The organism is Lentzea sp. NPDC102401, assembly GCF_044765805.1.
Classification (GTDB): domain Bacteria; phylum Actinomycetota; class Actinomycetes; order Mycobacteriales; family Pseudonocardiaceae; genus Lentzea; species Lentzea sokolovensis.
In genome coordinates this window covers 297857-319887 of the sequence record NZ_JBIWKS010000010.1, presented here as the reverse complement: position 1 = coordinate 319887, position 22031 = coordinate 297857, and the positions used below count along the sequence as shown (strand labels likewise).

19 protein-coding genes and 1 pseudogene are annotated in these 22031 nt (G+C 68.3%); 13 read left to right on the top strand and 7 right to left on the bottom strand.

Features of this window, described 5'->3' with window-relative positions:
* The first annotated feature begins 72 nt into the window (after nt 1–72).
* Entirely contained in the window at nt 73–1350 is a 1278-nt protein-coding gene (locus ACIRG5_RS31940; protein ID WP_402911559.1) for an MFS transporter, read from the top strand.
* Here ACIRG5_RS31940 and ACIRG5_RS31935 read toward each other — a convergent pair.
* Nucleotides 1282–2133, bottom strand: a complete 852-nt coding sequence (locus ACIRG5_RS31935; protein ID WP_402911557.1) for a hypothetical protein — start codon at nt 2131–2133, stop codon at nt 1282–1284. The genes ACIRG5_RS31940 and ACIRG5_RS31935 overlap by 69 nt on opposite strands.
* Nucleotides 2130–3077 carry an SPFH domain-containing protein gene (locus ACIRG5_RS31930; protein WP_402911554.1) on the bottom strand — a complete coding sequence of 316 codons (948 nt, stop codon included), beginning with the start codon at nt 3075–3077 and terminating at the stop codon, nt 2130–2132. The genes ACIRG5_RS31935 and ACIRG5_RS31930 overlap by 4 nt, the downstream gene beginning before the upstream one ends.
* Nucleotides 3078–3135: 58 nt before the next feature.
* Here ACIRG5_RS31930 and ACIRG5_RS31925 point away from each other — a divergent pair, with 58 nt between their 5' ends.
* Entirely contained in the window at nt 3136–3822 is a 687-nt protein-coding gene (locus ACIRG5_RS31925; RefSeq protein WP_402911551.1) for an NUDIX domain-containing protein, read from the top strand.
* Between the two features lie 214 nt (nt 3823–4036).
* On the opposite strand, the gene ACIRG5_RS31920 is transcribed toward ACIRG5_RS31925, so the two are convergent.
* Nucleotides 4037–5044, bottom strand: a complete 1008-nt coding sequence (locus ACIRG5_RS31920; protein WP_402911549.1) for a Gfo/Idh/MocA family oxidoreductase — start codon at nt 5042–5044, stop codon at nt 4037–4039.
* Nucleotides 5045–5235: 191 nt separating this feature from the next.
* On the opposite strand from ACIRG5_RS31920, the gene ACIRG5_RS31915 reads away from it, so the two are divergent.
* Both ACIRG5_RS31915 and ACIRG5_RS31910 read left to right on the top strand, forming a co-directional pair.
* The gene (locus tag ACIRG5_RS31915; protein WP_402911546.1) at nt 5236–6522 is read left to right on the top strand and encodes a bifunctional o-acetylhomoserine/o-acetylserine sulfhydrylase; all 1287 of its coding nucleotides are present in this window, start codon (nt 5236–5238) and stop codon (nt 6520–6522) included.
* Entirely contained in the window at nt 6522–7535 is a 1014-nt protein-coding gene (locus ACIRG5_RS31910; protein WP_402911543.1) for a homoserine O-acetyltransferase, read from the top strand. The genes ACIRG5_RS31915 and ACIRG5_RS31910 overlap by 1 nt, the downstream gene beginning before the upstream one ends.
* Here the strand turns inward: ACIRG5_RS31910 and ACIRG5_RS31905 are convergent.
* Nucleotides 7498–8184 carry a TioE family transcriptional regulator gene (locus tag ACIRG5_RS31905; RefSeq protein WP_402911540.1) on the bottom strand — a complete coding sequence of 229 codons (687 nt, stop codon included), beginning with the start codon at nt 8182–8184 and terminating at the stop codon, nt 7498–7500. The genes ACIRG5_RS31910 and ACIRG5_RS31905 overlap by 38 nt on opposite strands.
* A 79-nt stretch (nt 8185–8263) precedes the next feature.
* Between ACIRG5_RS31905 and ACIRG5_RS31900 the strand changes: the two genes are divergently transcribed.
* Nucleotides 8264–9379, top strand: coding sequence for an erythromycin esterase family protein (locus ACIRG5_RS31900; RefSeq protein ID WP_402911537.1), 1116 nt, complete (start codon nt 8264–8266; stop codon nt 9377–9379).
* On the opposite strand, the gene ACIRG5_RS31895 is transcribed toward ACIRG5_RS31900, so the two are convergent.
* Nucleotides 9351–9857, bottom strand: a complete 507-nt coding sequence (locus ACIRG5_RS31895) for a hypothetical protein (RefSeq protein WP_319975297.1) — start codon at nt 9855–9857, stop codon at nt 9351–9353. The two genes, ACIRG5_RS31900 and ACIRG5_RS31895, sit on opposite strands and share 29 nt — an antisense overlap.
* A gap of 120 nt (nt 9858–9977) precedes the next feature.
* Here ACIRG5_RS31895 and ACIRG5_RS31890 point away from each other — a divergent pair, with 120 nt between their 5' ends.
* From ACIRG5_RS31890 to ACIRG5_RS31875, 4 genes are all read left to right on the top strand, one after another.
* Nucleotides 9978–11096, top strand: coding sequence for a sensor histidine kinase (locus ACIRG5_RS31890; protein ID WP_402911534.1), 1119 nt, complete (start codon nt 9978–9980; stop codon nt 11094–11096).
* Nucleotides 11093–11746, top strand: a complete 654-nt coding sequence (locus tag ACIRG5_RS31885; RefSeq protein WP_402911532.1) for a response regulator — start codon at nt 11093–11095, stop codon at nt 11744–11746. Before ACIRG5_RS31890 ends, ACIRG5_RS31885 begins: the two co-directional genes overlap by 4 nt.
* A gap of 62 nt (nt 11747–11808) precedes the next feature.
* A complete protein-coding gene (locus tag ACIRG5_RS31880; protein WP_402911529.1) occupies nt 11809–12513 on the top strand; it encodes an alpha/beta hydrolase in 705 nt (234 codons plus the stop codon).
* Nucleotides 12510–13532: an acyltransferase family protein gene (locus ACIRG5_RS31875; protein ID WP_402911527.1), complete on the top strand. Its 1023-nt coding sequence runs from the start codon at nt 12510–12512 to the stop codon at nt 13530–13532. Before ACIRG5_RS31880 ends, ACIRG5_RS31875 begins: the two co-directional genes overlap by 4 nt.
* 1363 nt (nt 13533–14895) lie before the next feature.
* Here the strand turns inward: ACIRG5_RS31875 and ACIRG5_RS31870 are convergent.
* Both ACIRG5_RS31870 and ACIRG5_RS31865 read right to left on the bottom strand, forming a co-directional pair.
* Nucleotides 14896–15129, bottom strand: a pseudogene (locus tag ACIRG5_RS31870) (hypothetical protein); the annotation flags it as partial.
* A 277-nt stretch (nt 15130–15406) separates the two neighbouring features.
* Nucleotides 15407–15979 carry a TetR/AcrR family transcriptional regulator gene (locus ACIRG5_RS31865; protein WP_319975302.1) on the bottom strand — a complete coding sequence of 191 codons (573 nt, stop codon included), beginning with the start codon at nt 15977–15979 and terminating at the stop codon, nt 15407–15409.
* Between the two features lie 432 nt (nt 15980–16411).
* On the opposite strand from ACIRG5_RS31865, the gene ACIRG5_RS31860 reads away from it, so the two are divergent.
* The 4 genes from ACIRG5_RS31860 to ACIRG5_RS31845 all read left to right on the top strand — a co-directional run bounded on the left by ACIRG5_RS31860 (nt 16412) and on the right by ACIRG5_RS31845 (nt 21999).
* The gene (locus tag ACIRG5_RS31860) at nt 16412–17197 is read left to right on the top strand and encodes an SGNH/GDSL hydrolase family protein (protein ID WP_402911524.1); all 786 of its coding nucleotides are present in this window, start codon (nt 16412–16414) and stop codon (nt 17195–17197) included.
* Nucleotides 17198–17336: 139 nt separating this feature from the next.
* Nucleotides 17337–18926, top strand: coding sequence for a carboxyl transferase domain-containing protein (locus tag ACIRG5_RS31855; RefSeq protein ID WP_402911521.1), 1590 nt, complete (start codon nt 17337–17339; stop codon nt 18924–18926).
* A 2-nt stretch (nt 18927–18928) separates the two neighbouring features.
* Nucleotides 18929–20842 carry an acetyl/propionyl/methylcrotonyl-CoA carboxylase subunit alpha gene (locus ACIRG5_RS31850; protein ID WP_402911518.1) on the top strand — a complete coding sequence of 638 codons (1914 nt, stop codon included), beginning with the start codon at nt 18929–18931 and terminating at the stop codon, nt 20840–20842.
* Nucleotides 20843–20847: 5 nt separating this feature from the next.
* Nucleotides 20848–21999: an acyl-CoA dehydrogenase family protein gene (locus tag ACIRG5_RS31845; RefSeq protein ID WP_402911516.1), complete on the top strand. Its 1152-nt coding sequence runs from the start codon at nt 20848–20850 to the stop codon at nt 21997–21999.
* Nucleotides 22000–22031: the final 32 nt, after the last annotated feature.

Here is a 22031-nt window from a genome sequence, read left to right as displayed (position 1 = left end):
GAAGAGTAGGAACGTAGGACGAAGGGTGACCGGACCATTGCGCAGTGTCAATCCCTCGACCAGGCTGGAACGATGACGGGGGTACGCAAAGTAGCTGTGGCATCGGCGGTCGGTAACACGATCGAGCTGTACGACTTCCTGCTCTACGGCACGGCCTCGGCGCTCGTGTTCGACAAGATCTTCTTCCCTCAGTTCGACTCGCGCGTCGGTGTGCTGCTCGCGTTCGCAACGTTCGGCGCGGGCTTCTTCGCCCGGCCGCTCGGCGGCGCGGTGATCGGGCACCTCGGCGACCGGATCGGCCGCCGCTCGATGCTCGTGATCACCCTTTCGGTCACCGGTGTGTCGACGGCGTTGATCGGACTGCTGCCGACCTACGCCCAGGTCGGCATCTTCGCGCCACTGCTGCTGGTTCTGCTGAGGCTCGTCCAGGGGTTCTTCATGGGCGGCGAGCAGGGTGGCGCGTCGTTGATGGCCGTCGAGCACGCGCCGCCGGGGCGGTGGGGCTGGTACGGCAGCTGGGTGTTCATCGGGTCGCCGGTCGGGCTCGTGCTGGCGAACCTGGCGATGTACCTGTCCTCGAAGGCTTCCGGGCCGGACTTCCTGAGCTGGGGCTGGAGGTTGCCGTTCCTGTTCTCGATCGTGCTGGTCGGGATCGGCCTCTACATCCGGCTGCGCGTGTCGGAGTCGCCGCAGTTCGCGCGCGTAGAGAAGTCGCGGCTGCCGATCGCCGAGGTGCTGCGCGACCGGTGGCGCGTGGTGTTGCTGGGCGCCGGGGTGAACCTCGGCTTCACGATCTTCATCTACGTGCTGAGCGTCTTCATGATCGGGTACGGGCGGACGGCGTTGAAGATCTCCGCGGACGATCTGCTGATCGCCACCGTGGTGGGGTCTGTCGCGCAGGTTGTCGCTGTGCCCGCGTTCGCGCTGTTGTCCGACCGCGTCGGGCGGCTGCCGGTGATGTTCGGCGGGGCGATCTTCCAGGCCGCGTTCGCGTTTCCGTTGTTCTGGCTCACGGACTCGGGCTGGTTCACGTTCGCGATGGTGCTCGGGTTCGTCGGATCGGCTGCGTTGTTCGGGCCGTCGGCCGCCTACTTCGCCGAGCTGTTCCGGACTCGGGTGCGGTACAGCGGGGTGGCGTTGAGCTTCCAGCTCGGTGCCGTGCTGGGTGGCGGGCTGGCGCCGTTGGTGGCGCAGTCGTTGCTGCGCACCGGAACCTGGGCCATCGCCGTGTACCTGATCTGCGGTGCGGTGTTGTCCGGGGTTTGTCTGTTGGTGATCGGGTCAGCGCACGAGGCGGAGCCGGCGGGCGGCGAGTCCGATGCTCAGCCGCTGGCCCCAGCCCAGTCGTAGCGCGTCGCTCTCGATGCCGTCGCCGAACGCCACCAGGCCGTCGGACTCGACCTCGATGTCGAGTGGCGCGTCGGTGATCTCGCCTTCGGTGTGGGTGATGCCGGTGCTGGGCGAGGGCCAGGCCTCCCTGACGAACCAGACGAGCTTGCGCTCGGTCGGGGTGGGGAGGGTGAGTCGGCTCTTTCGTTCGCGGTGGGCTGAGCTGCACCAGCCCGTTGCTCCGGTGCCGCTGCCGATCAGGATGCCGGACGAGGCCTGGCGTTCGGTGTGGATGCGGTAGCGGCTGGTCTGGTGGCTCGGGTGGCCGACGTAGATCTCGTTGAGCGCGTAGAGGGTCTGGCCGTCGTCCGACCTGGCCTCGACCATCGTGCGGTCCTCGGTGTCGGTGGTGTTGTGCAGTAGTTCAGCGGCCTCGTGCGGGGCGTGCTGGGCGAGCACACCCCGTTCCGGGTTGATGCCGATCACCGGCTGGCCGTCGAGGTACTTGGCGACGTTCGCGACCAGTCCGTCCTGGCCGACGATGACGACTACGTCCTCGGGCGCGAACAGGAACCGCGACAGGTCTTCCCGCTCGACGACGCCGCGGCGCCAGTCGAGCGGGATGGCGGCGCTGACGTCTCCCAACGCCCTGCGGGCCTGCTGGTCACGATCCACCACCTCGTCCAGGGTTCTGTTGCGGGACTTGAGGAAGAACTCGACCTGTCCTCTCGTCCCGTGTCGTGCCAGCAACTCTGTCAGCTCGGTGCGCCTGTGCACCAGCACAATTCGCGGGGCGAGGCTCATCGGGCCAGTCTCTGCAGGATGGGCTGGAGCATGTCCGGGGTGAGGGTGATGCTGCCGATCTCCGGGAGGTTGCCGGCCAGTTCCTTCGCTGCCAAGGCGTAGAGGGTCTCTTGAGGGATCTCCTTGTAGGCGTCGAGTCTGGCCTTCTCGCCCGCGGCTTCGGCTTCGGCCAGTTTGCGGATGCCGTCTGCCTTGGCGTCGTCGGCCACTCGGCTTGCCCTGGCGTGGTCTTCTGCCTTCTTCAGGGCGTTCGCGCCACGCTGGACCACCAGGAGTTCTTCTCGCTTGGCCAGTTCGATCTGGTTCTGGAGTTCGTTCTCGCTGATCGAGCGCTCGCGTTCCACTGCCATGGCTCGGCGTTCGTAGGTGGCCTTGTCGGCGTCCTGCTGGACCTTCTCCCGGACGGTGGTCTGGAGGGCCTTCTCCATGTCCGCGTCCGGGCGGATCGCGACCACGCGGACGTCGATGATCTCCAGGCCGATGTGGTCCGCCGTCAGGTTCTCGCTGATCTCCTGCTTGACGCGTGCCACGCCGGTTCTGATGGCGGTGTCCAGGGTCAGGGTGCCCAGGATCTTCAGAGCGTGCTGCTGGGTGCTCTCGGTGAGGGTGTTCGCGATCTGGCTCAACGGGTCCTGGCGCCAGACGCCCGTGTCCGGGTCGATCGAGAAGTCGATCCTGGTGGTGGCTGTTTCCGGGCTGGTGCAGCGGTAGGTGACGGTCAGTTGGACTGTCACGTCCTGGTAGTCGTTCGTTCTGGCGTGGAAGAGCATCGGGAGTTCTCGGTCGTCCACCGGGACCTCGCTGAGGACGGCGGTTCTGGGGCGGAACCAGAAGCTCAGGCCGGTGCCCTCGTGGACGACCTCGCCCTTGCTCACGTGTCGGATGTGGACGGTGGGGGCGCCCCTGAGGTGGCGGAGGCCGGGGTACCTGCTGATGTCAGCCATCTGGGGGCTCCTCGCCGGTGCTTGTCGTCGTTATGACGATAAGTCTATACTTCGGGGTGTGTACACGCCAAGTGATTTCCCTCCCTTTGCTGTCACGGTCGATCTGGTGGTGTTGACCGTGCGGGGGGATGCGTTGTGCGCCCTGCTGGTTCGGCGCGGGGAAGCGTCGTATCGCGGGCGGTGGGCGTTGCCCGGGGGGTTCGTTCAGCCGACCGAGTCGGTGGATGCGGCCGCCGTGCGGGAGCTCTTGGAGGAGACGGGGGTGTCCGGGCTGCATCTTGAGCAGTTGGGGACCTATGGGGAGCCTCGGCGGGATCCACGGATGCGGGTTGTGTCCGTGGCTTATCTGGCGTTGGCGCCTGACCTGCCGGTGCCTGTTGCCGGGACTGATGCCGCTGCCGCGTCCTGGGTTCCGGTGGGGGAGGCTTCTTCGCTGGCCTTCGACCACGACCGGATCTTGGGGGACGGGGTGGAGAGAGCGCGGGCCAAGTTGGAGTACACCGCGCTGGGGACAGCGTTTTGTGGCGCGGAGTTCACGGTGGCCGAGTTGCGCCGGGTCTACGAGATCGTCTGGGGGGTCTCGTTGGATCCTCGGAACTTTCATCGGAAGGTGACCGGGGTGGACGGGTTGCTGACGCCTACGGGGGAGAGCACCAGCCGGGACGGGGGGCGGCCGGCTGCTCTGTTTCGGCGTGGGCCGGCTGAGGTGTTGTACCCGCCGTTGGTGCGGGCGCCGGTTGCGTAGGTCGTCCCCCTGGTTCGTCGCAGCCGTCGCTTGTGGCCATGGGCGTCTGCAAGTACCGCCATCTCTTGATCGAATCGCCGCCAACTACACCCGACTGGCCAGGTCCGTGTCCGGGTGCGTGGCGGGCCAGCGAGGCTGCTGGCAGCAGAAGACCCAGAAAGACGCTTGAGGATCTTGAGTTGGCGGTACTTGCACACGCCAGGAGGACGGCGGGTTAGAGGCGGACTGCGTCCCCCGTGGTGGTGGAGTGCTTTGCGGCCTCGATTACCTCTAGGCCCGTTACGGCGTCCTGTGGTGAGACTGGCGCTTTGCCTGCGGCTACTGAAGCGTAGAAGTTCTGGTAGGCGCCTGGCTCTGTGCGGTAGGGCTCGCCGCCTAGCTTGCCCCAGGCTTCTTCTGGTTCTTCGCCCCAACCTGGGCCTGCGGGGGTGTCGCCTGCCTTCAGGCGGTCCTCCTGGGGGTCCATGCCGTACTTCACGTAGGCGGCGTCGTGGCCCAGCACGCGGAAGCGTGGGCCGAGGTCGGCGGCCAGGGCGCTCATCCAGAGGTGGGAGCGGACACCGCCCTCATGCACCAAAGAGAGGAAGACGTCATCGTCGGCCTTGGCGCCTGGGCGGACCGTTTTGATTTCCGCGTAGACCGTCGTCGGGCGGCCGAAGAGGGCCACCGACTGGTCCACCAGGTGGGTACCCAGGTCGAAGAGGATGCTGCCGAGGTCCGCCGGGTCGCCCGATTCCTTCCAGGAGGACTTGATCTCCGGGCGGTAGCGCTCGAAGCGGGACTCGAACTTGTGGACTGCGCCCAGGGCGTTCTCCGAGAGGAGTTTCTGGACCGTCAGGAAGTCGCCGTCCCAGCGGCGGTTGTGGAACGGGGAGAGCATCAGGCCCTTGGAGTAGGCGATCGAGGCCAGTGCTCTTGCCTCCGCCGCGGAGCCTGCGAAGGGCTTGTCGACCACCACGTTGAGGCCGTGTTCCAGGACCTGGCGGGCGTGGGTCGCGTGGAAGCGGTTCGGGGTGGTGATGACCACGAGGTCGAAGTCGCTCGACCAGACTTCGTCCAGAGTGGACAGCAGGCGGGCCGACGGGTAGCGGGCCGCTACCTCTGCTTGGCGCTTCGGGTTGGCGGTGACGACGGCGGAGAGTTCCAGGCCTTCCGTTGCCTCGATGAACGGGGCGTGGAAGGCCGCCCCACCTAGTCCGTAGCCGACCAGAGCTGTGCGCATGACGATCAGCCTAAGCGTTCCCAGCAGATGGACGGGGTGTCGCGAGCCTGGACGGACCCCTACCTTCGGTCACCATGACCGTGCTGCTCGTGAGCCGACGCCACGTTGACTACGTGCGCGTCACCAGCATGGCCTGTCGCAGCTCCCGTTGATCTGAGCCCACTCTTCAACGAACGTTCTGGAGCACAGCCATGTCCTGGTCCTTTGAGACGACGCAGATCCACGCGGGCGCCGCGCCCGATCCGGCCACTGGCGCTCGTGCCACGCCGATCTACCAGACCACCTCTTACGTGTTCAGGGACACGCAGCACGGTGCGGACCTCTTCGCGCTCGCTGAGCCCGGACACATCTACACGCGCATCAACAACCCCACTCAGGACGTGCTGGAGCAGCGGGTCGCCGCTCTCGAAGGGGGCGTGGCCGCTGTCGCCTTCGCGTCCGGGTCGGCCGCGGAGACGGCCGCGATCCTGAACCTCGCGAGGGCCGGGGACCATCTGGTCTCCAGTGCGTCCTTGTACGGCGGCACGTACAACCTGTTCCACTACACGTTGCCGAAGCTCGGCATCGAAGTGTCGTTCGTGGACGACCCGGACGATCTTGACGCCTGGCAGGCGGCGGTGCGGCCGAACACCAAGCTGTTCTTCGCCGAGTCGCTGGCCAACCCGCGCAGTCACGTGCTCGACATCGAGGGTGTCGCGGGCGTGGCGCACGCCAATCAGGTTCCGCTGATCGTCGACAACACGGTGCCCACGCCGTACCTGCTCAAGCCGTTGGATCACGGCGCTGACATCGTGATCCACTCCGCGACGAAGTACCTCGGTGGTCACGGCACGGCCATCGCCGGGGTGGTCGTGGACGGCGGGAAGTTCGAGTACGGCGCGGAGAAGTTCCCCGACTTCCACGAGCCCGACCCCAGCTACAACGGGCTGCGGTACTGGCCGGTGCTCGGGCACGGGGCGTTCGCGGCCAAGCTGCGGGTGCAGGGGCTGCGGGACACGGGAGCGGCCATCGCGCCGTTGACCAGCTTCCTGGTGATTCAGGGGATCGAGACGTTGTCGCTGCGCATCGAGCGGCACGTGCAGAACGCGCAAGCGCTTGCCGAGTGGCTGGAGGCGCGGGACGAGGTCGAGAAGGTCCACTACGCGGGCCTTGCGTCGTCGCCGTTCCACGCCGCCGCGCAGAAGTACCTGCCGAAGGGTGCGGGCGCGGTCGTGAGCTTCGAGCTGAGGGGCGGGGTGCGGGCGGGGCGGGCGTTCGTCGACGGGACGAGCCTGTTCAGCCAGCTGGTGAACATCGGTGATGTGCGGTCGTTGATCGTGCACCCGGCGTCGACCACGCACAGCCAGCTCACGCCTGAGGAGCAACTCGTCACGGGTGTCTCGCCCGGCCTGGTGCGGTTGTCGGTCGGGCTGGAGGGGCTGGAGGACCTCAAGGCGGACCTGGAGGCGGGCTTCACCGCGGCGAAGTCCGAGTTGTAGTGAGCGGCTGGCGCTTCGGTGACCCGAACGGCCGGCGGAAGTGGTTCAGCCACACCGAGCCGTTCGCGGGACTGCCGGGCTTCCAGCTCGCGTACGAGACGTGGGGGACCTTGAACGCCGAGGCCTCCAACGCGGTGCTCGTGCTTCACGCCCTCACCGGTGACAGTCATGTCGCCGGGGGCGTGGAGCCGGGTCACCCCACGCCGGGCTGGTGGGACTCCCTGGTGGGAAAGGGAAAGCCGCTCGACGCGTTCTTCGTCGTCGCGCCGAACGTGCTGGGAGGCTGCCAGGGCAGTACCGGGCCCTGGCAGTACCCCGGATTCCCCGGCATCACCATTCGCGACCAGGTCGCGGCCGAGGTGCACCTCGCGGACTACCTCGGCATCGGGCAGTGGGCCGCGGTGCTCGGCGGGTCGATGGGTGGCATGCGGGCGGTCGAGTGGGCGGTCAGTGCCCCTGAACGGGTGAAGTCCTTGCTGTTGCTGGCCACGACGGCGCAGGCTTCAGCCGAGCAGATCGCACTGGCCTCCGCTCAACTGCACGCGATCAAAGCCGATCCCCTGGAGGGACTGGGGGTCGCGCGGCGGATCGCGCACATCAGCTATCGCAGTGAGCAGGAGCTCCAGGCCCGGTTCGGGCGGCAGCAGCAGGCGGACGGGCGGTTCGAGGTCGAGTCCTATCTGGACCACCACGCGGCGAAGCTCACCAGGAGGTTCGACCCGGCCAGCTACGTGACCCTGACGAACGCGATGAACTCGCACGATGTCGGGCGCGGGCGAGGTGGGGTCAGGGCCGCGCTGGCGAGGATCAGCGCGCGCACGATCGTCGCCGGGGTGGACTCGGACAGGCTGTATCCGTTGGCGCAGCAGCGAGAACTGGCGGCGGGCATTCCTGGAGCCGACGGGCTGCGGGTGATCAGCTCGCCGTACGGGCACGACGCGTTCCTGATCGAGACCGAGCAGGTCGGCGCGCTCGTCACGGAACTGGTGCCCGTGCGTTCAGGTACTCGTTGAGCTTCGCGGAGGCGGCGAGCATCGCCAGGCCCTGCGCGGTGAGGCGGCGGCGCCAGTCGGCCAGGGCGGCACCCAGCGTGTCGGTGCCGCCCGCCGTGCGGATCTGGTCGACCACCAAAGCGATGCGCGCCAACGGATAGCCGCCGCGCCGCAGCAGGTGTGCCAGTTCGGCGTCGCGGACGTCCTCGGCCCGGAACACGCGATAGCCGGTGGATTCACGTGACGGGACGAGGATTCCGGCCTCCTCCCAGGCGCGCAGCGTCGCCGGGGTCACGTCGAGGCGCCGGGCCAGTTCGCCGATCGTGCGGGGTTCCAGGATCGGTTCGAAGTCGGTGAGGTCCTGCACCGCCCTGCTGACCGAGTCGAGGGTCTGGCGGTCGCGCAGCAGTTGTTCGTGGCCGCGGTCGATCCACAGGAGCACGTCGTCCAGCGAGCCTGCGTGAAGCGCGTTCATGATCTGCCCTGCGCGAGCGTGCCCGAAGGCCGGGATCAGGGCGATGAACGTACGTAGCGCGGCGGCGTGGACCTCGGTGTAGACGCGGTAGCCGGACGGCGTGCGCTCGGCGGGCGGGAGGAAACCGGACTCCTCGTAGTTGCGCACCGCCTGGGTCGACAGACCGTGTTCGCGGGCGAGGTCGGCTGGGCGCACGGTTGAGACTTTAGCGGCGAAAGTCGAGAGGATTTGAGTCAAAGTCTCAACGGAGCTTTTAATGTTACGGTTGAGACACATGAGCCAGGACATTCGCGAGTTCATCAGCCCCTTCACCGAGCTCCTGGGGTTCGGCGAGCCGACGCACCTCGAACACGCCCACACCTGGATCCGCAACGAGCTGTTCGAGCAGCTCGCGGGCCTGGGTTTCCGCTCGATCGCCCTGGAGACCTGCCGGATCAGGGGCCTGAGCGTCAACGACCACGTGCACGGCGGGCCCGGTGACCTCGACACGATCATGAAGGAAGGCTTCTCCCACACGTTCGGGGAGAACTGGCCCGCCAACCGCGAGCTCGTGCAGTGGATGCGCGAGTACAACGCGGACAAGGAGCCCGAGGAACGGCTGTCGTTCCACGGCTTCGACTTCCAGACCGAGACGGTCAGCGCGCCCAGCCCGCGTCCCTACCTCGAACACGCCCGCGACTACCTGGGCGAGGACGTCGACCTCACGATCGACGACGAGAAGTGGAGCCGCGACGAGGCCGTCCTGGACCTGACCCGGTCGCCAGGGCAGTCCGAAGAAGCGATCAGGCTGCGCGAGATCGGCACCGGGATGCTCATGCGGCTGCACGAGCGCAGGTCCACCGACGAGGCCTGGACGCGCGCGGAGACCTACCTGACGGCCGGGCTGAGTCTGCTCCGGTACCACCGGGAGTGCGCGGAGCAGAACCCGTTGGGCGTGCGCCTCAACCGGCTGTGCCAGATGCGCGACGGCGTGATGGCGCGGAACCTGCTGGAGATCCGGCGCGCGGAGGCCTCCCGGGGTCCGACGTTCGTGTTCGCGCACAACGCCCACCTGCAGCGCACCAACTCCTCGATGGAGATGGCCGGCGAACGCGTCGAGTGGTTCTCCGCGGGCGCGCTCGTGGCGCCGATTCTCGGTGACCAGTACACGGTCATCGGCGGCACCCTCGGCCGCAACGACTCGTTCGGACTGGGCGAACCGGACAAAGCCACCCTGGAAGGCCAGTTGCAGGGCCGGTTCACGACCTGGGGGATCACGAAGGACAAGCCGGAGGGCCCGTCCCGCACCGACACGAGGCGGGAGATGGGCTACTTCCCGCTCGACCAGCACCTCATGGACGGCGTGGACGCTCTGCTGCACGTCAAGGCTGGTCGTCCAGTGACGCGGTGATCCACGGCGCGACGGGCAGTTCGCGCGTCTCGCACTCGATCGCCAGCTTCAGGGTCCACCGCAGGGCTTGTAGGACCACGGTCGCGAGCTCCTGCGGTTGACCGTTGGCCAGGGCGATCTCGATCTGCTCCGCGGCCGCGTCCTGGTCGCCGTGCACCTCCGCCAGCAGGGCGCGGATCGCGGTGCGCACGGGCGGGTCCGCGTCGTCGATCTGGACCTCGTTGCCCTCCTCGTCGAAGACCTGCATCTTCACCGGGGTGGCGCCGCCGGAACCGAGCGCGCTGACCATGCTGCTGGACTCGGCGAACAACAGAAGGACGAGCTCACGGATCTCCTCGTTGCCTTCGGGCGACCCGCTGAGGTACCCGGTCACGAGGTCCACCGCCACAGCGTCTTCCCCGGCCCTGGCCGCGGCCAGGGCCTCACCGGCGACGGCCGTCAGCCGTGACCAGCGATCTGGATCCTGTGGTGGTCTCACAGGTACTGCCTACCGCGCGGTGTCACGGATTCGCAATGCCCCATCTTGATCAGAGTGCTACCGGGGTATGTCACTCCGCAGGTCAATGTGGGAATCAACGGATCCACCTAGCATCGGGTGGTGTTCCGCACGTTGTACCGAACCGTCTTAGGTCCCGATCGCACCCGCGTACTCGCCAAGGTGCTCGGGCGGTTGCGCATCCCCGTGCACGCCGCGCTGATCATCTACGCTCTCGTGTGGGCGATCGTCGCCAGCGCCGGTTACGTGCGCCAGGCGGACTCGGACGGCTGGTGGGTCGTCATCTTCCTGGTGACGGTCGTGCCGTACGTGCTGCTGATCTGGTCGCCGCTCTACGCCTGGCGGCTGGCGGTGCCCGGCTTCTACCTCGTCAGCCTCTTGTGGGACGGTGAGGGCGCCGCGGCGTTCCAGTACTGGACCGCGATACCGCTGTTCGTCGCGGTCGCGGGGTTCTACTCGCGCTGGATCGTCGTCGCGGCCACGGTGATCACCATGGCGCTGATCATCGCCTCCGAACCGCAGGCCGCGGACAGGGCGCTCTTCGTGCCCATCGTCGCCGCGGCGGTCTACCTGTTCGGTGCGCGCGGCAGAGCCGAACGCGAACTCGAGGAAGAGCGCGACGCCAAGGCCGCGCTGGAGGAACGGGCCCGCATCGCACGCGAGATGCACGACGTCGTGGCGCACCACATGTCGATGGTGGTGGTCAGGTGCGAGACCGCGCCCTACCGCCTCAAAGGACTGAACGAGGACGCGGTCAAGGAGTTCGCCGAGGTCGGTGAGGCGGCGCGCGAGGCCATCGTCGACATGCAGCGCCTGCTGGGCGTGCTCAGGACGAACGGTCAGGCGCTGGAACGCGAACCGCAGCCGGGTATCAGCCGCATCCCCGAGCTCGTGCGGCCGGGGGACGAGGCCGAGATCGACGTGGACGACGTGCCGGAGGCGGTCGGCCTGACGGCGTACCGGATCGTGCAGGAGGCGCTCACCAACGCGACCAGGCACTCGCCCGGTTCGAAGGCGTCCGTCCACGTGAGCAAGGACGGCGACCGGCTGGACGTGCTGGTGCGCAACACCGCCGGCGGGCCGTCCAGGGGCGGCGGCAGCGGGCAGGGTCTGGTGGGCATGCGGGAACGCGTCGCCGTGCACGGTGGCACGCTGACCGTGAAGTCGACCGAGGACGGCGGGTTCATGGTCCGGGCGAGGATTCCGTTGGGGGACAAGTGATCAGGGTGGTCGTGGTCGACGACCAGGAGATGGTGCGCGAGGGCTTCTCCGCGCTGCTCGACGCACAGGACGACATCGAGGTCATCGGCGCGGCGGGCAACGGAGTGCAGGGCGTCGCGTTGGCACGCACGGTCAAACCGGACGTCGTGCTGATGGACATCCGCATGCCCGAGATGGACGGCCTGACGGCTACGAGGTTGTTGCTGGACGGTTCTCAGGCGGTGAAAGTGCTGGTGCTGACGACGTTCGACCTCGACGACTACGTCTACGAGGCGTTGCAGGCCGGTGCGAGCGGGTTCCTGCTCAAGCACGCGCCGGCCCGTGAGCTGCTCAACGCCGTCCGCGTGGTGGCCGCGGGGGAGGCGCTGCTGGCGCCGTCGATCACCAAGCGGCTGATCGAGGACTTCGTGCGGGCACGGCGCTCCGACCGCGTGCGGCCCGCGCAGCTGGGCGTGCTGACCGAGCGCGAGACCGAGATCCTCGTGCTGATCGCGCAGGGCCTGTCGAACACCGAGATCGCCGCGCATCTGGTGCTGGCCGAGCAGACCGTGAAGACGCACGTGAGTCGAGTGCTCACCAAACTGGGCCTACGTGACCGCGCCCAGGCCGTGATCGCGGCCTACGAGAGCGGGCTCGTGATACCGGGGTAGCAACGGAAAAGCAGCACGCCGGCGTGACGATTCGGGGCTCGTGGTCTTCCTAGTTTCGGTTCATGCGCCGAGCCGTCCTGTTCCTCCTGCTGATCGCCCTGCCGTCGGTCGCGCCGTCGATCGCGCAGTGGCGTTCCGACGTCGCCCGCCGGGTCGCGATCGTCGGTGACCTGAGCACCGCACGCGACGTCGTGATCGTCGTGCCGGGGTCCGACGTGGACGTCGACAGGTTCGACCGGACCGTCGGGCGGATGGCGGTCGACCTCCACGCGCAGGCTCACCGCGGCGACCTCGCGGTGATCGCGTGGCTCGGATACCGGACGCCGCAGGGGCTCGGGGTGGACGCGGTGACCGGCTCGCTGGCCCGTCAGGGAGCTGATGCCCTGGTCGACTTCGTGCGGGCTTTGCAGACCAACGCGCGCATCCACGTCTACGGCCACAGCTACGGCACGGTCGTGGTCGGACTCGCGGCACACGAACTGGACGTGACGGACATCGTGTTCACCGGAAGTCCTGGTGTGCGGGCGAAGTCCGTGGCGGAGCTGGGGACGCGGGCGAAGGTGTGGGCGCTGCGGTCGAGCGGCGACTGGATGCGGTTCGTGCCCAACGCCCGGCTGTTCGACCTCGGGCACGGAACAGATCCGGCCTCGGACGGCTTCGGCGCGACCGTGCTGCGGTTCGAGGGCGGCAAACACGACACCTACTACGAACCGGGCAGCGAGACGCTGGGCGCGCTCGTCCGGATCGCTTCGGGGGAGAAGCTGTGAGGAATCCGTTCATCGACGCCGTGCGGGCGCTGGCCGTCGTCGCGGTCGTGCTCGGCCATTGGCTGGTGACTTCGCTGGTGGACACGCCCACCGGCATGTACATCGACAGTCCGTTGAAGCACCTGTTCTCGCTCACCCCGGTTTCCTGGGTGCTGCAGGCGCTCGGCCTGTTCTTCTTCGTGGGCGGCTACGCGGCCGCGCACTCGACGACGCCGTTCCTCGTCAGGCTGAAACAGCTTGCTGTGCCGACGTCGCTGATGCTCGGCTGCTGGGCGGCTGTCCTCTTCGGACTGATTCTGCGCGGCGTCGACCAGGGCACCGCCTGGAACATCGGGTTCCTCGTCACGACTCCGCTGTGGTTCTTCGGCGTCCACCTGGTGCTGCTGGCGCTGAAACCGTTGGTGCGCAGGCTGGACGAGTACTCGTGGGGTGTGCTCGTCCCGGTCGTGCTGGTGCTGGTGGTGCCGTACGCGGTGTGGTGGGCGGCCTGGCAGCTCGGCTACTCGCTGGCGCGCAGGAGGATTCCCGGGCCGCTGCTGCTGGTGCTGGGCGCGATCGGGTACGCGTTGCTGACGACGTTCGGCGGCTATCCGTTGTCCGCGGTGGGAATTCCCGGTGAGGCCGTCTCGAACCTGAACCCGCCGAACTACGCGACGCTCGCGCTGGCGTTCGCGCAGATCGGTCTGGTGCTCACGATCGCGCCGCTGCTGACGAGGCTCGGCACGACGAAACCCGTGGCATGGCTGAACAAACGCGCGTTGGGGATCTTCCTGGCGCACCAGAGCGCGCTGGTCACCGTGACGCTGGCGCTCAGCGCGTGGGGGCCGTTGCCGGGGCTCCAGCAGCCACCAGATCATCCGGGCTGGGTGTGGCAGCGACTGCTGTGGCTGCCGGTGTGCGCGGCCGTGACCTGGGGATGGCTCCGAGCACTGCGAGGCCGATCGCCACGGCGTGCAGCGCCACCACCGGCGGAGCCGGATCCAGTGCCAGCATCGGCGGAACGCACGCCAGCGCGGTGAGCAGCCACGGCAGACGGGTGTCGCAGCTGCCGGTGCGGGCCGTGTGGATCAGGTACCAGCCGAGCAGCAGGTGGATGAGGTTCTGCAGCGGATCCACCGGCAGCAGCACCAGCACGCCGTCGCCGAGGAACCCGCTCACCACGAACCCGAGCACGCCGAGCGTCCCGAACGACACGCCCATCGCCGTCGCGAGCCGGGTGCGGTGCGACTCGTGCTGGAGCCGCGGCAGCCGGACCAGGCGCCGTTCGAACCGGTGGAACAGCAGGATGAGCGGCACCAGCCCGAGCAGCAGCCAGCTCGGCGCCTGCGTCAGCCCGAGCAACCCGACCAGCGCGCCGACCCCGGCCAGGTACGCGAGGTACACCGTCATCGGCGCGCGGCGGGCGAAGTCCACGACGTGCCACCACCGGCCGCCGAGCCACGAGGTGACCCGTTCGCGTGCCAGCAGCGCCAGGCACACCTGCGCCACGCCGAGCACCATCATCGAGCGCGGGTAGTCGCTGAAGAACACCAACGCGGGCAACGTGACAGCGCCCAGCGCGGCCAGCGTCCGGCGCGACAGGTTCGTCAGCGTGCCGTCCGCGTAGAAGAAGCCGATCTGCTGCATCAGCAACGCGCCGACGATCAGGTTCGCGTACCCGCCGGTCTTCCAGTCCGTCGAAGTGCGCGCGACCTCGACCCCGAGCGTCACGAGCATCAGCACGAACGGCGCGGTGCGGCGGAAGTGCTGGTGCAGCCACGCGGCGGCCGGCGTCGCGGCCACGGCGAGCAGGTAAACCCCGACGAACCACAACGGATGCGTGATCAACCGGCTGTAGGCGTCGACCTTGACGTCCATCAGGTTCAGCGCCGCGAACAGCACCACCCACAGCAGCACGAACGCGAGCACCGGCCGCAGCAGCCACGACGTCCGGCTCGACACCCAGCAGCCGAAACCGCCCTGGTGCGCCTGCCAGCTGCGCAGGTTCGCGTGCCCGCCCGCGAAGAAGAACAACGGCACCGCCTGCAACGCCCACAGCCACGACGTCCCGGAGCCTCTGAGGTGCGCGAGCGTCGCCACGGTCTCGCCGAGCACGAGCAACGCCAGGCTGAAGAGCCGCAGGAACGTGGCGTACCGGTCCTGCTCGGCGTACTTCAGCACCAGGGGCAGCGAGTTCGCGGTGCCCGAGTCGTCACGGCGGCGGCCGTGCAGGCGCGCCAGCAGGAGGAACACCACGACCGCGCTGCCGAACGCCCATGCCACCACGGGTTCGTGGCCGGGCGGCCCCCACCGCTGCCGCCACGAGTTGAACTTCAGCCCCAGCGCGTAGGTCTCGGCCACCGCGTGACAGGTCTGCTCGGCGCCGCGCGGGTTGAGCCGGCACTGCGCGTGCAGGTCGATCGTGAGCCTGTCGTCCAGCGCCTTGCGCGCTTGAGGCCCGAGCGGTTCACCCTTGTGTTCGGCGTAGCGCAACAGGTCGTAGCCCAGGTCGTGCGCACGGCACCCGGTGCTGAAGTCCCACTCCGTGTCCCCGGCCGGTCCCGAGCACCCGCCACCCGCGTCGACGACCCTGAGCGTCCCGTCCGGCGCTGTCACGGTCTTGGGATCGCGGCCCATCTCACGGGCGAAGTCCGATGGCAGGTTGACGTAAGGGTCGTGCGTCGCGGACGGAGCCACGAACGCGGTGACGGCGTTGGCCGCGGCGATCACGTCAGCGCTCGGCGGAACCCCGTTGTCGCCGGTCGCCGGACGTGAGGCGATCACCCCGCAGACGAACACCGCGAGCGTGATCACCGTGAACCGGAACCAGGCCGGAAGTCGGAGGAGGAGTTTGCGCGCGCCCATTGTCGGGCAAGGTTACGGACAGGTCTCGGCTGATCGCCAGTCCGCCAGGTCAGGAACGTACGACGGCGGGCGTGAGCGAGGCGAGCGCCATCCGGGACAGCAGCGAGGCCATCTGGTCGCGGTCCAGGTGAGCGCTGTGCGGCGTCGAGTTGATGAGCCCGAACACGGCGTGCGCGGCGGCACGGGCGGTCGGCTCGTCGAAATCGGGAACGGTGCGCCGGATCGTCTCGACCCACACCTCGACGTAGCGGCGCTGCAAGGCACGCACGCGCCGGCGGTCCGGATCCGTCAGGTTCGCCAGGTTGCGCATCTGCACGGTGATGAGCGCGGGGTCGTCCAGTGCGAAGTCGACGTGCCAGCCGATGAGGTCCCACAACGCCTCGTCGGCGTTCGACGCGGCGTCCACCCGAGCCTGGCCGCCGTCCAGCAGCCGTTCGGAGATCGACGTCAGCATCTCGCCGAGCATCGCGTCCTTGCTGCGGAAGTGCCGGTACAGCGCCGGGCCGGAGATGCCCACGGCCGCACCGATGTCGTCGATGCCCACGCCGTGGAAGCCGTGGCGCGCGAAGAGTTCGGCCGCGGCGTTGAGGATCTGGTCCCGACGTGAGGGTTTCTCGACCACGGAAGGAGGTTAGCAGGCGTTTACCTGACGTCGGGGCCTGCAATTCGGGTCCGCGCACCCCAGGTCGGTGCCGTTGGGACGGTGCGCGCAACCCGGCGGGACGACCGGTGTCCTGTGTGGTTGAGGCCATTGCCGAACTCCGGGGGAGTTCCACGATCAAAGCGTTGCTGTGCGCTGCTGTCACCGGCGTGAGAGGCGAACGAACAGGGCGCGACCGTGTTCCTCTCGGTGTCTACGTCCTCGACACGATCGAAGCAGGGTCTCTCCGGGGGCCCCTGCTCTTTCGTGCGGCGCCATCCTCCGATGGGGGGAATTTCCGCAGGTACAAGGCCTGAATGTTGACTATTGACGAATACTTCACACAGCCCTTACTCGTGAGTAACCATTGGCGTGCACTGCATCACACCCCTGCGGCCCCTTCGGGAGTCTTCGATGCGTCCTGCTCACTTCATCGCCTCGGTGGTCACCGCCGCCGCGGCAGTCATCGCGCTCGCCAACCCCGCCAGCGCGGCCCCCGTCAACTACGTCGCGCTGGGCGATTCCTACGCCTCCGGGCTCGGGACCGGCAGTTATGACGGTGCCAGCGGCAGCTGCAAGCGCGGTCCGCTCGCGTATCCGGCACTCTGGGCGGCGGCGACAGCGCCCGCGACGTTCAAGTCCGTGGCCTGTTCCGGTGCGCGAACAGGTGACGTCCTCACTCAGGCCAACGCCCTGACGACGGCCACCAACCTGGTCACCGTGCAGGTCGGCGGCAACGACGCCGGCTTCACCGACGTCATCACCACGTGCACCTTCGGCTCGGATCAGGACTGCACCAACCGGGTGAACCAGGCCAAGACCTACGCCGCGAACACGCTTCCCGGCCTGCTCACCAACGTCTACAACACGATCAAGTCGAAGTCGCCGTCCGCGCGCGTGGTCGTGCTCGGCTACCCGCGCATCTACAAGGTGCCGGGTACCTGCAACGTCGGCCTGAGCGACACCAAGCGGGCCGCGATCAACTCCGGTTCCGACGCGCTGCACGCCACCATCGGCGCGCGGGCGGCGGCGGCTGGGTTCAGCTACGTCGACGTGCGCGGGGCGTTCACCGGGCACGAGATCTGCTCGTCGAGCTGGTGGCTCAACAGCCTGAGCTGGCCGGTCGAGGAGTCGTACCACCCGAACAGGGCAGGGCACCAGAGCGGCTACCTGCCCGCTCTGCGGTCAGTCATCGGCTAGGTTGATTCCGGAACGTGAGAGTGCCTGAAAGGCGGCTTGACCTGCGTTCGGGTCACTCTCGAGGCGTTCCGGTGGACCGCCAGGTGAGCGGGCGTTAACATGGCCTTGTTAACGCCCGCTAACCTGAGGTCTGGGGAGCATGGACGCACCTGTCCTGCGCAGCGCAGCCGAGCCGTCGGACCGCTACGCCAAGGAGCACACCGCGCTCGTCGACGAGCTGCGCGGCAAGCTCGCCACCGCCGCGCTCGGCGGTCCCGAGAAGGCACGTCAGCGTCACGTCGACCGCGGCAAGCTGCTGCCGCGCGAGCGCGTGGACACGCTGGTCGACCCCGGTTCGCCGTTCCTGGAGCTGTCGCCGCTCGCCGCCAACGGCATGTACGGCGACGACGCACCGGCCGCGGGCATCATCACCGGCGTCGGGCGGATCTCCGGCCGTGAGTGCGTGATCGTCGCGAACGACGCCACGGTCAAGGGCGGCACCTACTACCCGATCACGGTCAAGAAGCACCTGCGCGCGCAGGAAGTGGCGCTGCAGAACAACCTTCCGTGCGTCTACCTCGTCGACTCCGGCGGCGCGTTCCTGCCGAAGCAGGACGACGTGTTCCCCGACCGCGAGCACTTCGGCCGGATCTTCTACAACCAGGCCACGATGTCGGCGCGCGGGATCCCGCAGATCGCCGCCGTGCTCGGGTCGTGCACCGCCGGTGGCGCGTACGTGCCGGCGATGAGCGACGAAGCGATCATCGTCAGGAACCAGGGCACGATCTTCCTCGGCGGTCCGCCGCTGGTGAAGGCCGCGACCGGTGAAGTGGTCAGTGCCGAGGATCTCGGCGGCGGCGACCTGCACTCGCGGACGTCCGGCGTCACCGACCACCTGGCGGAGAACGACGCGCACGCGCTGCGGATGGTCCGCTCGATCATCTCGACGCTCGGCCCGCGCGCGCAGCGTCCGTGGGACGTCGCGCCGGTCGAGGCGCCGGTGGTCACGGACGATCTTTACGGCGTGGTGCCAACGGATTCCCGGACGCCCTACGACGTGCGCGAGGTCATCGCACGGGTCGTCGACGGTTCGAAGTTCCAGGAGTTCAAGAAGGAGTACGGGCAGACGCTCGTCACCGGCTTCGCGCGCATCCACGGGCACCCCGTCGGGATCGTCGCCAACAACGGCATCCTGTTCGGCGAGTCGGCCGTGAAGGGCGCGCACTTCATCCAGTTGTGCGACAAGCGGTCCATCCCGCTGGTGTTCCTGCAGAACATCACCGGCTTCATGGTCGGCCGCGAGTACGAGGCGGGCGGCATCGCCAAGCACGGCGCCAAGATGGTGACCGCTGTGGCGTGTGCGCGCGTCCCGAAGTTCACCGTGATCATCGGCGGCAGCTTCGGCGCCGGCAACTACTCGATGTGCGGCCGGGCGTACTCACCGCGCTTCCTGTGGATGTGGCCCAACGCCCGCATCTCCGTGATGGGTGGCGAGCAGGCGGCCTCCGTGCTGGCGACGGTCCGCCGCGACCAGCTCGGTGACGAGTGGTCCGCGGAGGACGAGGAGGCGTTCAAGGCGCCGATCCGCCAGCAGTACGAGGATCAGGGCAACCCGTACTACTCGACCGCGCGGCTCTGGGACGACGGCGTGATCGACCCGCGTGACACCCGCACGGTGCTGGGACTTGCCCTGTCCAGTGCGGCGAACGCCCCCATCGACGATGTTTCCTACGGCGTCTTCCGGATGTGATCATGTTCGACAGCGTTCTGGTGGCGAACCGCGGGGAGATCGCGGTCAGGGTGATCCGCGCGTTGCGGTCGCTCGGGATTCGTTCCGTCGCCGTGTACTCCGACGCGGACGCCGAGGCGTTGCACGTCAGGCTGGCCGACGAGGCCGTGCGGATCGGGCCCGCCGCGGCCCGCGAGAGTTACCTGTCCATCGAGAAGATCGTGGCCGCCGCTGTTTCCACTGGCGCACAGGCGATCCATCCCGGTTACGGCTTCCTCGCCGAGAACACGGCCTTCGCGGCGGCCTGTGACGCGGCCGGGATCGTGTTCGTCGGACCGCCCGCGTCGGCGATCGACGCGATGGGCGACAAGATCCGCGCGAAGCTGACGGTGTCGGCGGCTGGCGTGCCCGTCGTGCCGGGCCGCACTCGCGCGGGCATGTCCGACGACGAGATCGTCGACGCGGCCCTGGAGATCGGTTTCCCGGTGCTGCTCAAGCCTTCCGCGGGTGGTGGCGGCAAGGGCATGCGTTTGGTGCACGAGGAATCCGCGCTGCGCGAGGCGATCGAGTCCGCACGGCGGGAGGCGCGCGGGTCGTTCGGTGACGACACGTTGCTGATCGAGCGGTTCATCACGAACCCGCGCCACATCGAGATCCAGGTCCTCGGCGACGCGCACGGCAACGTGATCCACCTCGGCGAGCGCGAGTGCAGCCTCCAGCGGCGGCACCAGAAGATCACCGAAGAGGCGCCGTCGCCGTTCCTCACGCCCGAGATGCGCGAGGCCATGGGATCCGCCGCGGTCGACGCCGCGAAGTCCGTCGGGTACGTCGGCGCGGGCACTGTCGAGTTCATCGTGGACGGTGCTTCTGGCGACTACTTCTTCATGGAGATGAACACCCGGCTGCAGGTCGAGCACCCGGTGACCGAGATGGTCACGGGCGTCGACCTCGTCGAGTGGCAGCTCCGCGTCGCGTCCGGCGAGGTGCTGGACGTCTCCGTCGAACTGAACGGCCACTCGGTCGAGGCTCGTGTCTACGCCGAGGACCCGGCGCGCGGCTTCCTGCCGACCGGCGGCCGCGTGCTGGCGTTGAGCGAACCGGCTGACGTCCGCGTGGATTCCGGTCTGTACGAGGGTCTTGTCGTCGGTTCGGACTACGACCCGATGCTCGCCAAGGTCATCGCGCACGGCCGCACCCGCGAGGAAGCTCTCAGGCGTCTCGACCACGCGCTCGGCCGGATGGTGCTGCTCGGCGTCACGACGAACATCCCGTTCCTGCGGGCACTTCTGCGGGACGAGGACGTGCGGTCGGGCGCGCTGGACACCGGCCTGGTCGAACGGAAGCTGGACGCGCTGACCTCGGCCGAGATCCCGGACGAGGTGTACGTGGCGGCCGGCCTGGAGCGTTCGCTTCAGCCGCACGGCGAGGACCCGTGGGACCAGCTTGGCGGCTGGCGCGTAGGTGAACACGCCTGGACGACCTGGCGGATCAACGACGTCGACGTGCGCGTGCGTGGCGAAGAAGTCGTTGTGGGCGCAGGAGAACCGGTCCGCGCCTGGGCACGCCGCGAAGGCGCCGACCTGCTCGTCGGCTCGCGCCGCTACTCGATGGCCCGCGACGGCGACGTGCTGTGGCTGGGCCACGACGGCGCGTCCTGGGCGTTGGTCGAGGCCGAGTTCCTGGTCGGAGCCGCCGACGGTGCCGCGGCCTCCGGTGGTCCGGTGAAGTCGCCGATGCCCGGCACCGTGCTCGTCGTTCGAGCGCGGCAGGGCGAGGAAGTGACCGCCGGTCAAGCGTTGTTCGTGGTCGAGGCCATGAAGATGGAGCACACCGTGACCGCACCGGTCGACGGCGTGCTCGCCGAAGTGAACGTGCAAGCAGGCCAGCAGGTCGCACTCGACCAGGTACTGGCCCTCGTCGTCTCTCACGAGGAGTGACAGCAATGTTGGACTTCAGGCTCCCGAGCGAGTACGAGGACCTGCGCAAGACCGTCGAGGAGTTCGCTCGCGACGAGGTGGCCCCGGTCATCGGCGACTACTACGAGCGCTGCGAGTTCCCGTACCCGATCGTCGCGAAGATGGGGCAGATGGGCCTGCTGGGCCTGCCTTTCCCGGAGGAGCACGGCGGCATGGGCGGCGACTACTTCGCCCTGTGCATCACGCTCGAAGAACTCGCGCGCGTCGACTCGTCCGTCGCGATCACGGTGGAGGCGGCGACCTCGCTGGGCGCCATGCCCATCTACCGCTTCGGCACCGACGAGCAGAAAGCCGAGTGGCTGCCCTCCCTGACGTCCGGCGAGAAGCTCGGCGCGTTCGGCCTCACCGAACCGGGTTCCGGCTCCGACGCGGGCGCCCTGGTCACCACCGCGCGCCTCGACGGCGACGAGTGGGTCATCAACGGCACCAAGGCGTTCATCACGAACTCCGGCACGGACATCACCGGCCTGGTCACGGTCGCCGCGGTCACGGGCACCCAGCCCGACGGCCGCAAGGAGATCTCCTCGATCATCGTCCCGTCCGGCACCCCGGGCTTCACGGTGTCGAAGAAGTACTCGAAGGTCGGCTGGAGCGCCTCGGACACCCGCGAACTGTCCTTCCAGGACTGCCGCGTGCCCGCCGCGAACCTGCTGGGCACGCGCGGCCGCGGCTTCGCCCAGTTCCTGCGCACGCTGGACGAGGGCCGCGTCGCGATCGCCGCGCTGTCGGTCGGCCTGGCCCAGGGCTGCGTGGACGAGTCGGTCCGCTACGCCCACGAGCGCGAGACGTTCGGCGCGAAGATCGGCACCTACCAGGCGATCCAGTTCAAGATCGCCGAGATGGAGGCCCGCGTGCACACCGCGCGCCTGGCCTACTACGAGGCCGCGTCCCGGATGCTGCGCGGCGAGCCGTTCAAGAAGCAGGCGGCCATCGCGAAGCTGGTCTCGTCCGAGGCGGCGATGGACAACGCCCGCGACGCCACGCAGATCTTCGGCGGCTACGGCTTCATGAACGAGTACCCGGTCGGCCGGTTCTACCGCGACGCGAAGATCCTGGAGATCGGCGAGGGCACCTCCGAGGTGCAGAAGATGCTGATCGCCCGCGAGCTCGGCCTCTAGGCCATTCCATCTAAATAAACTCAAAGCACCGG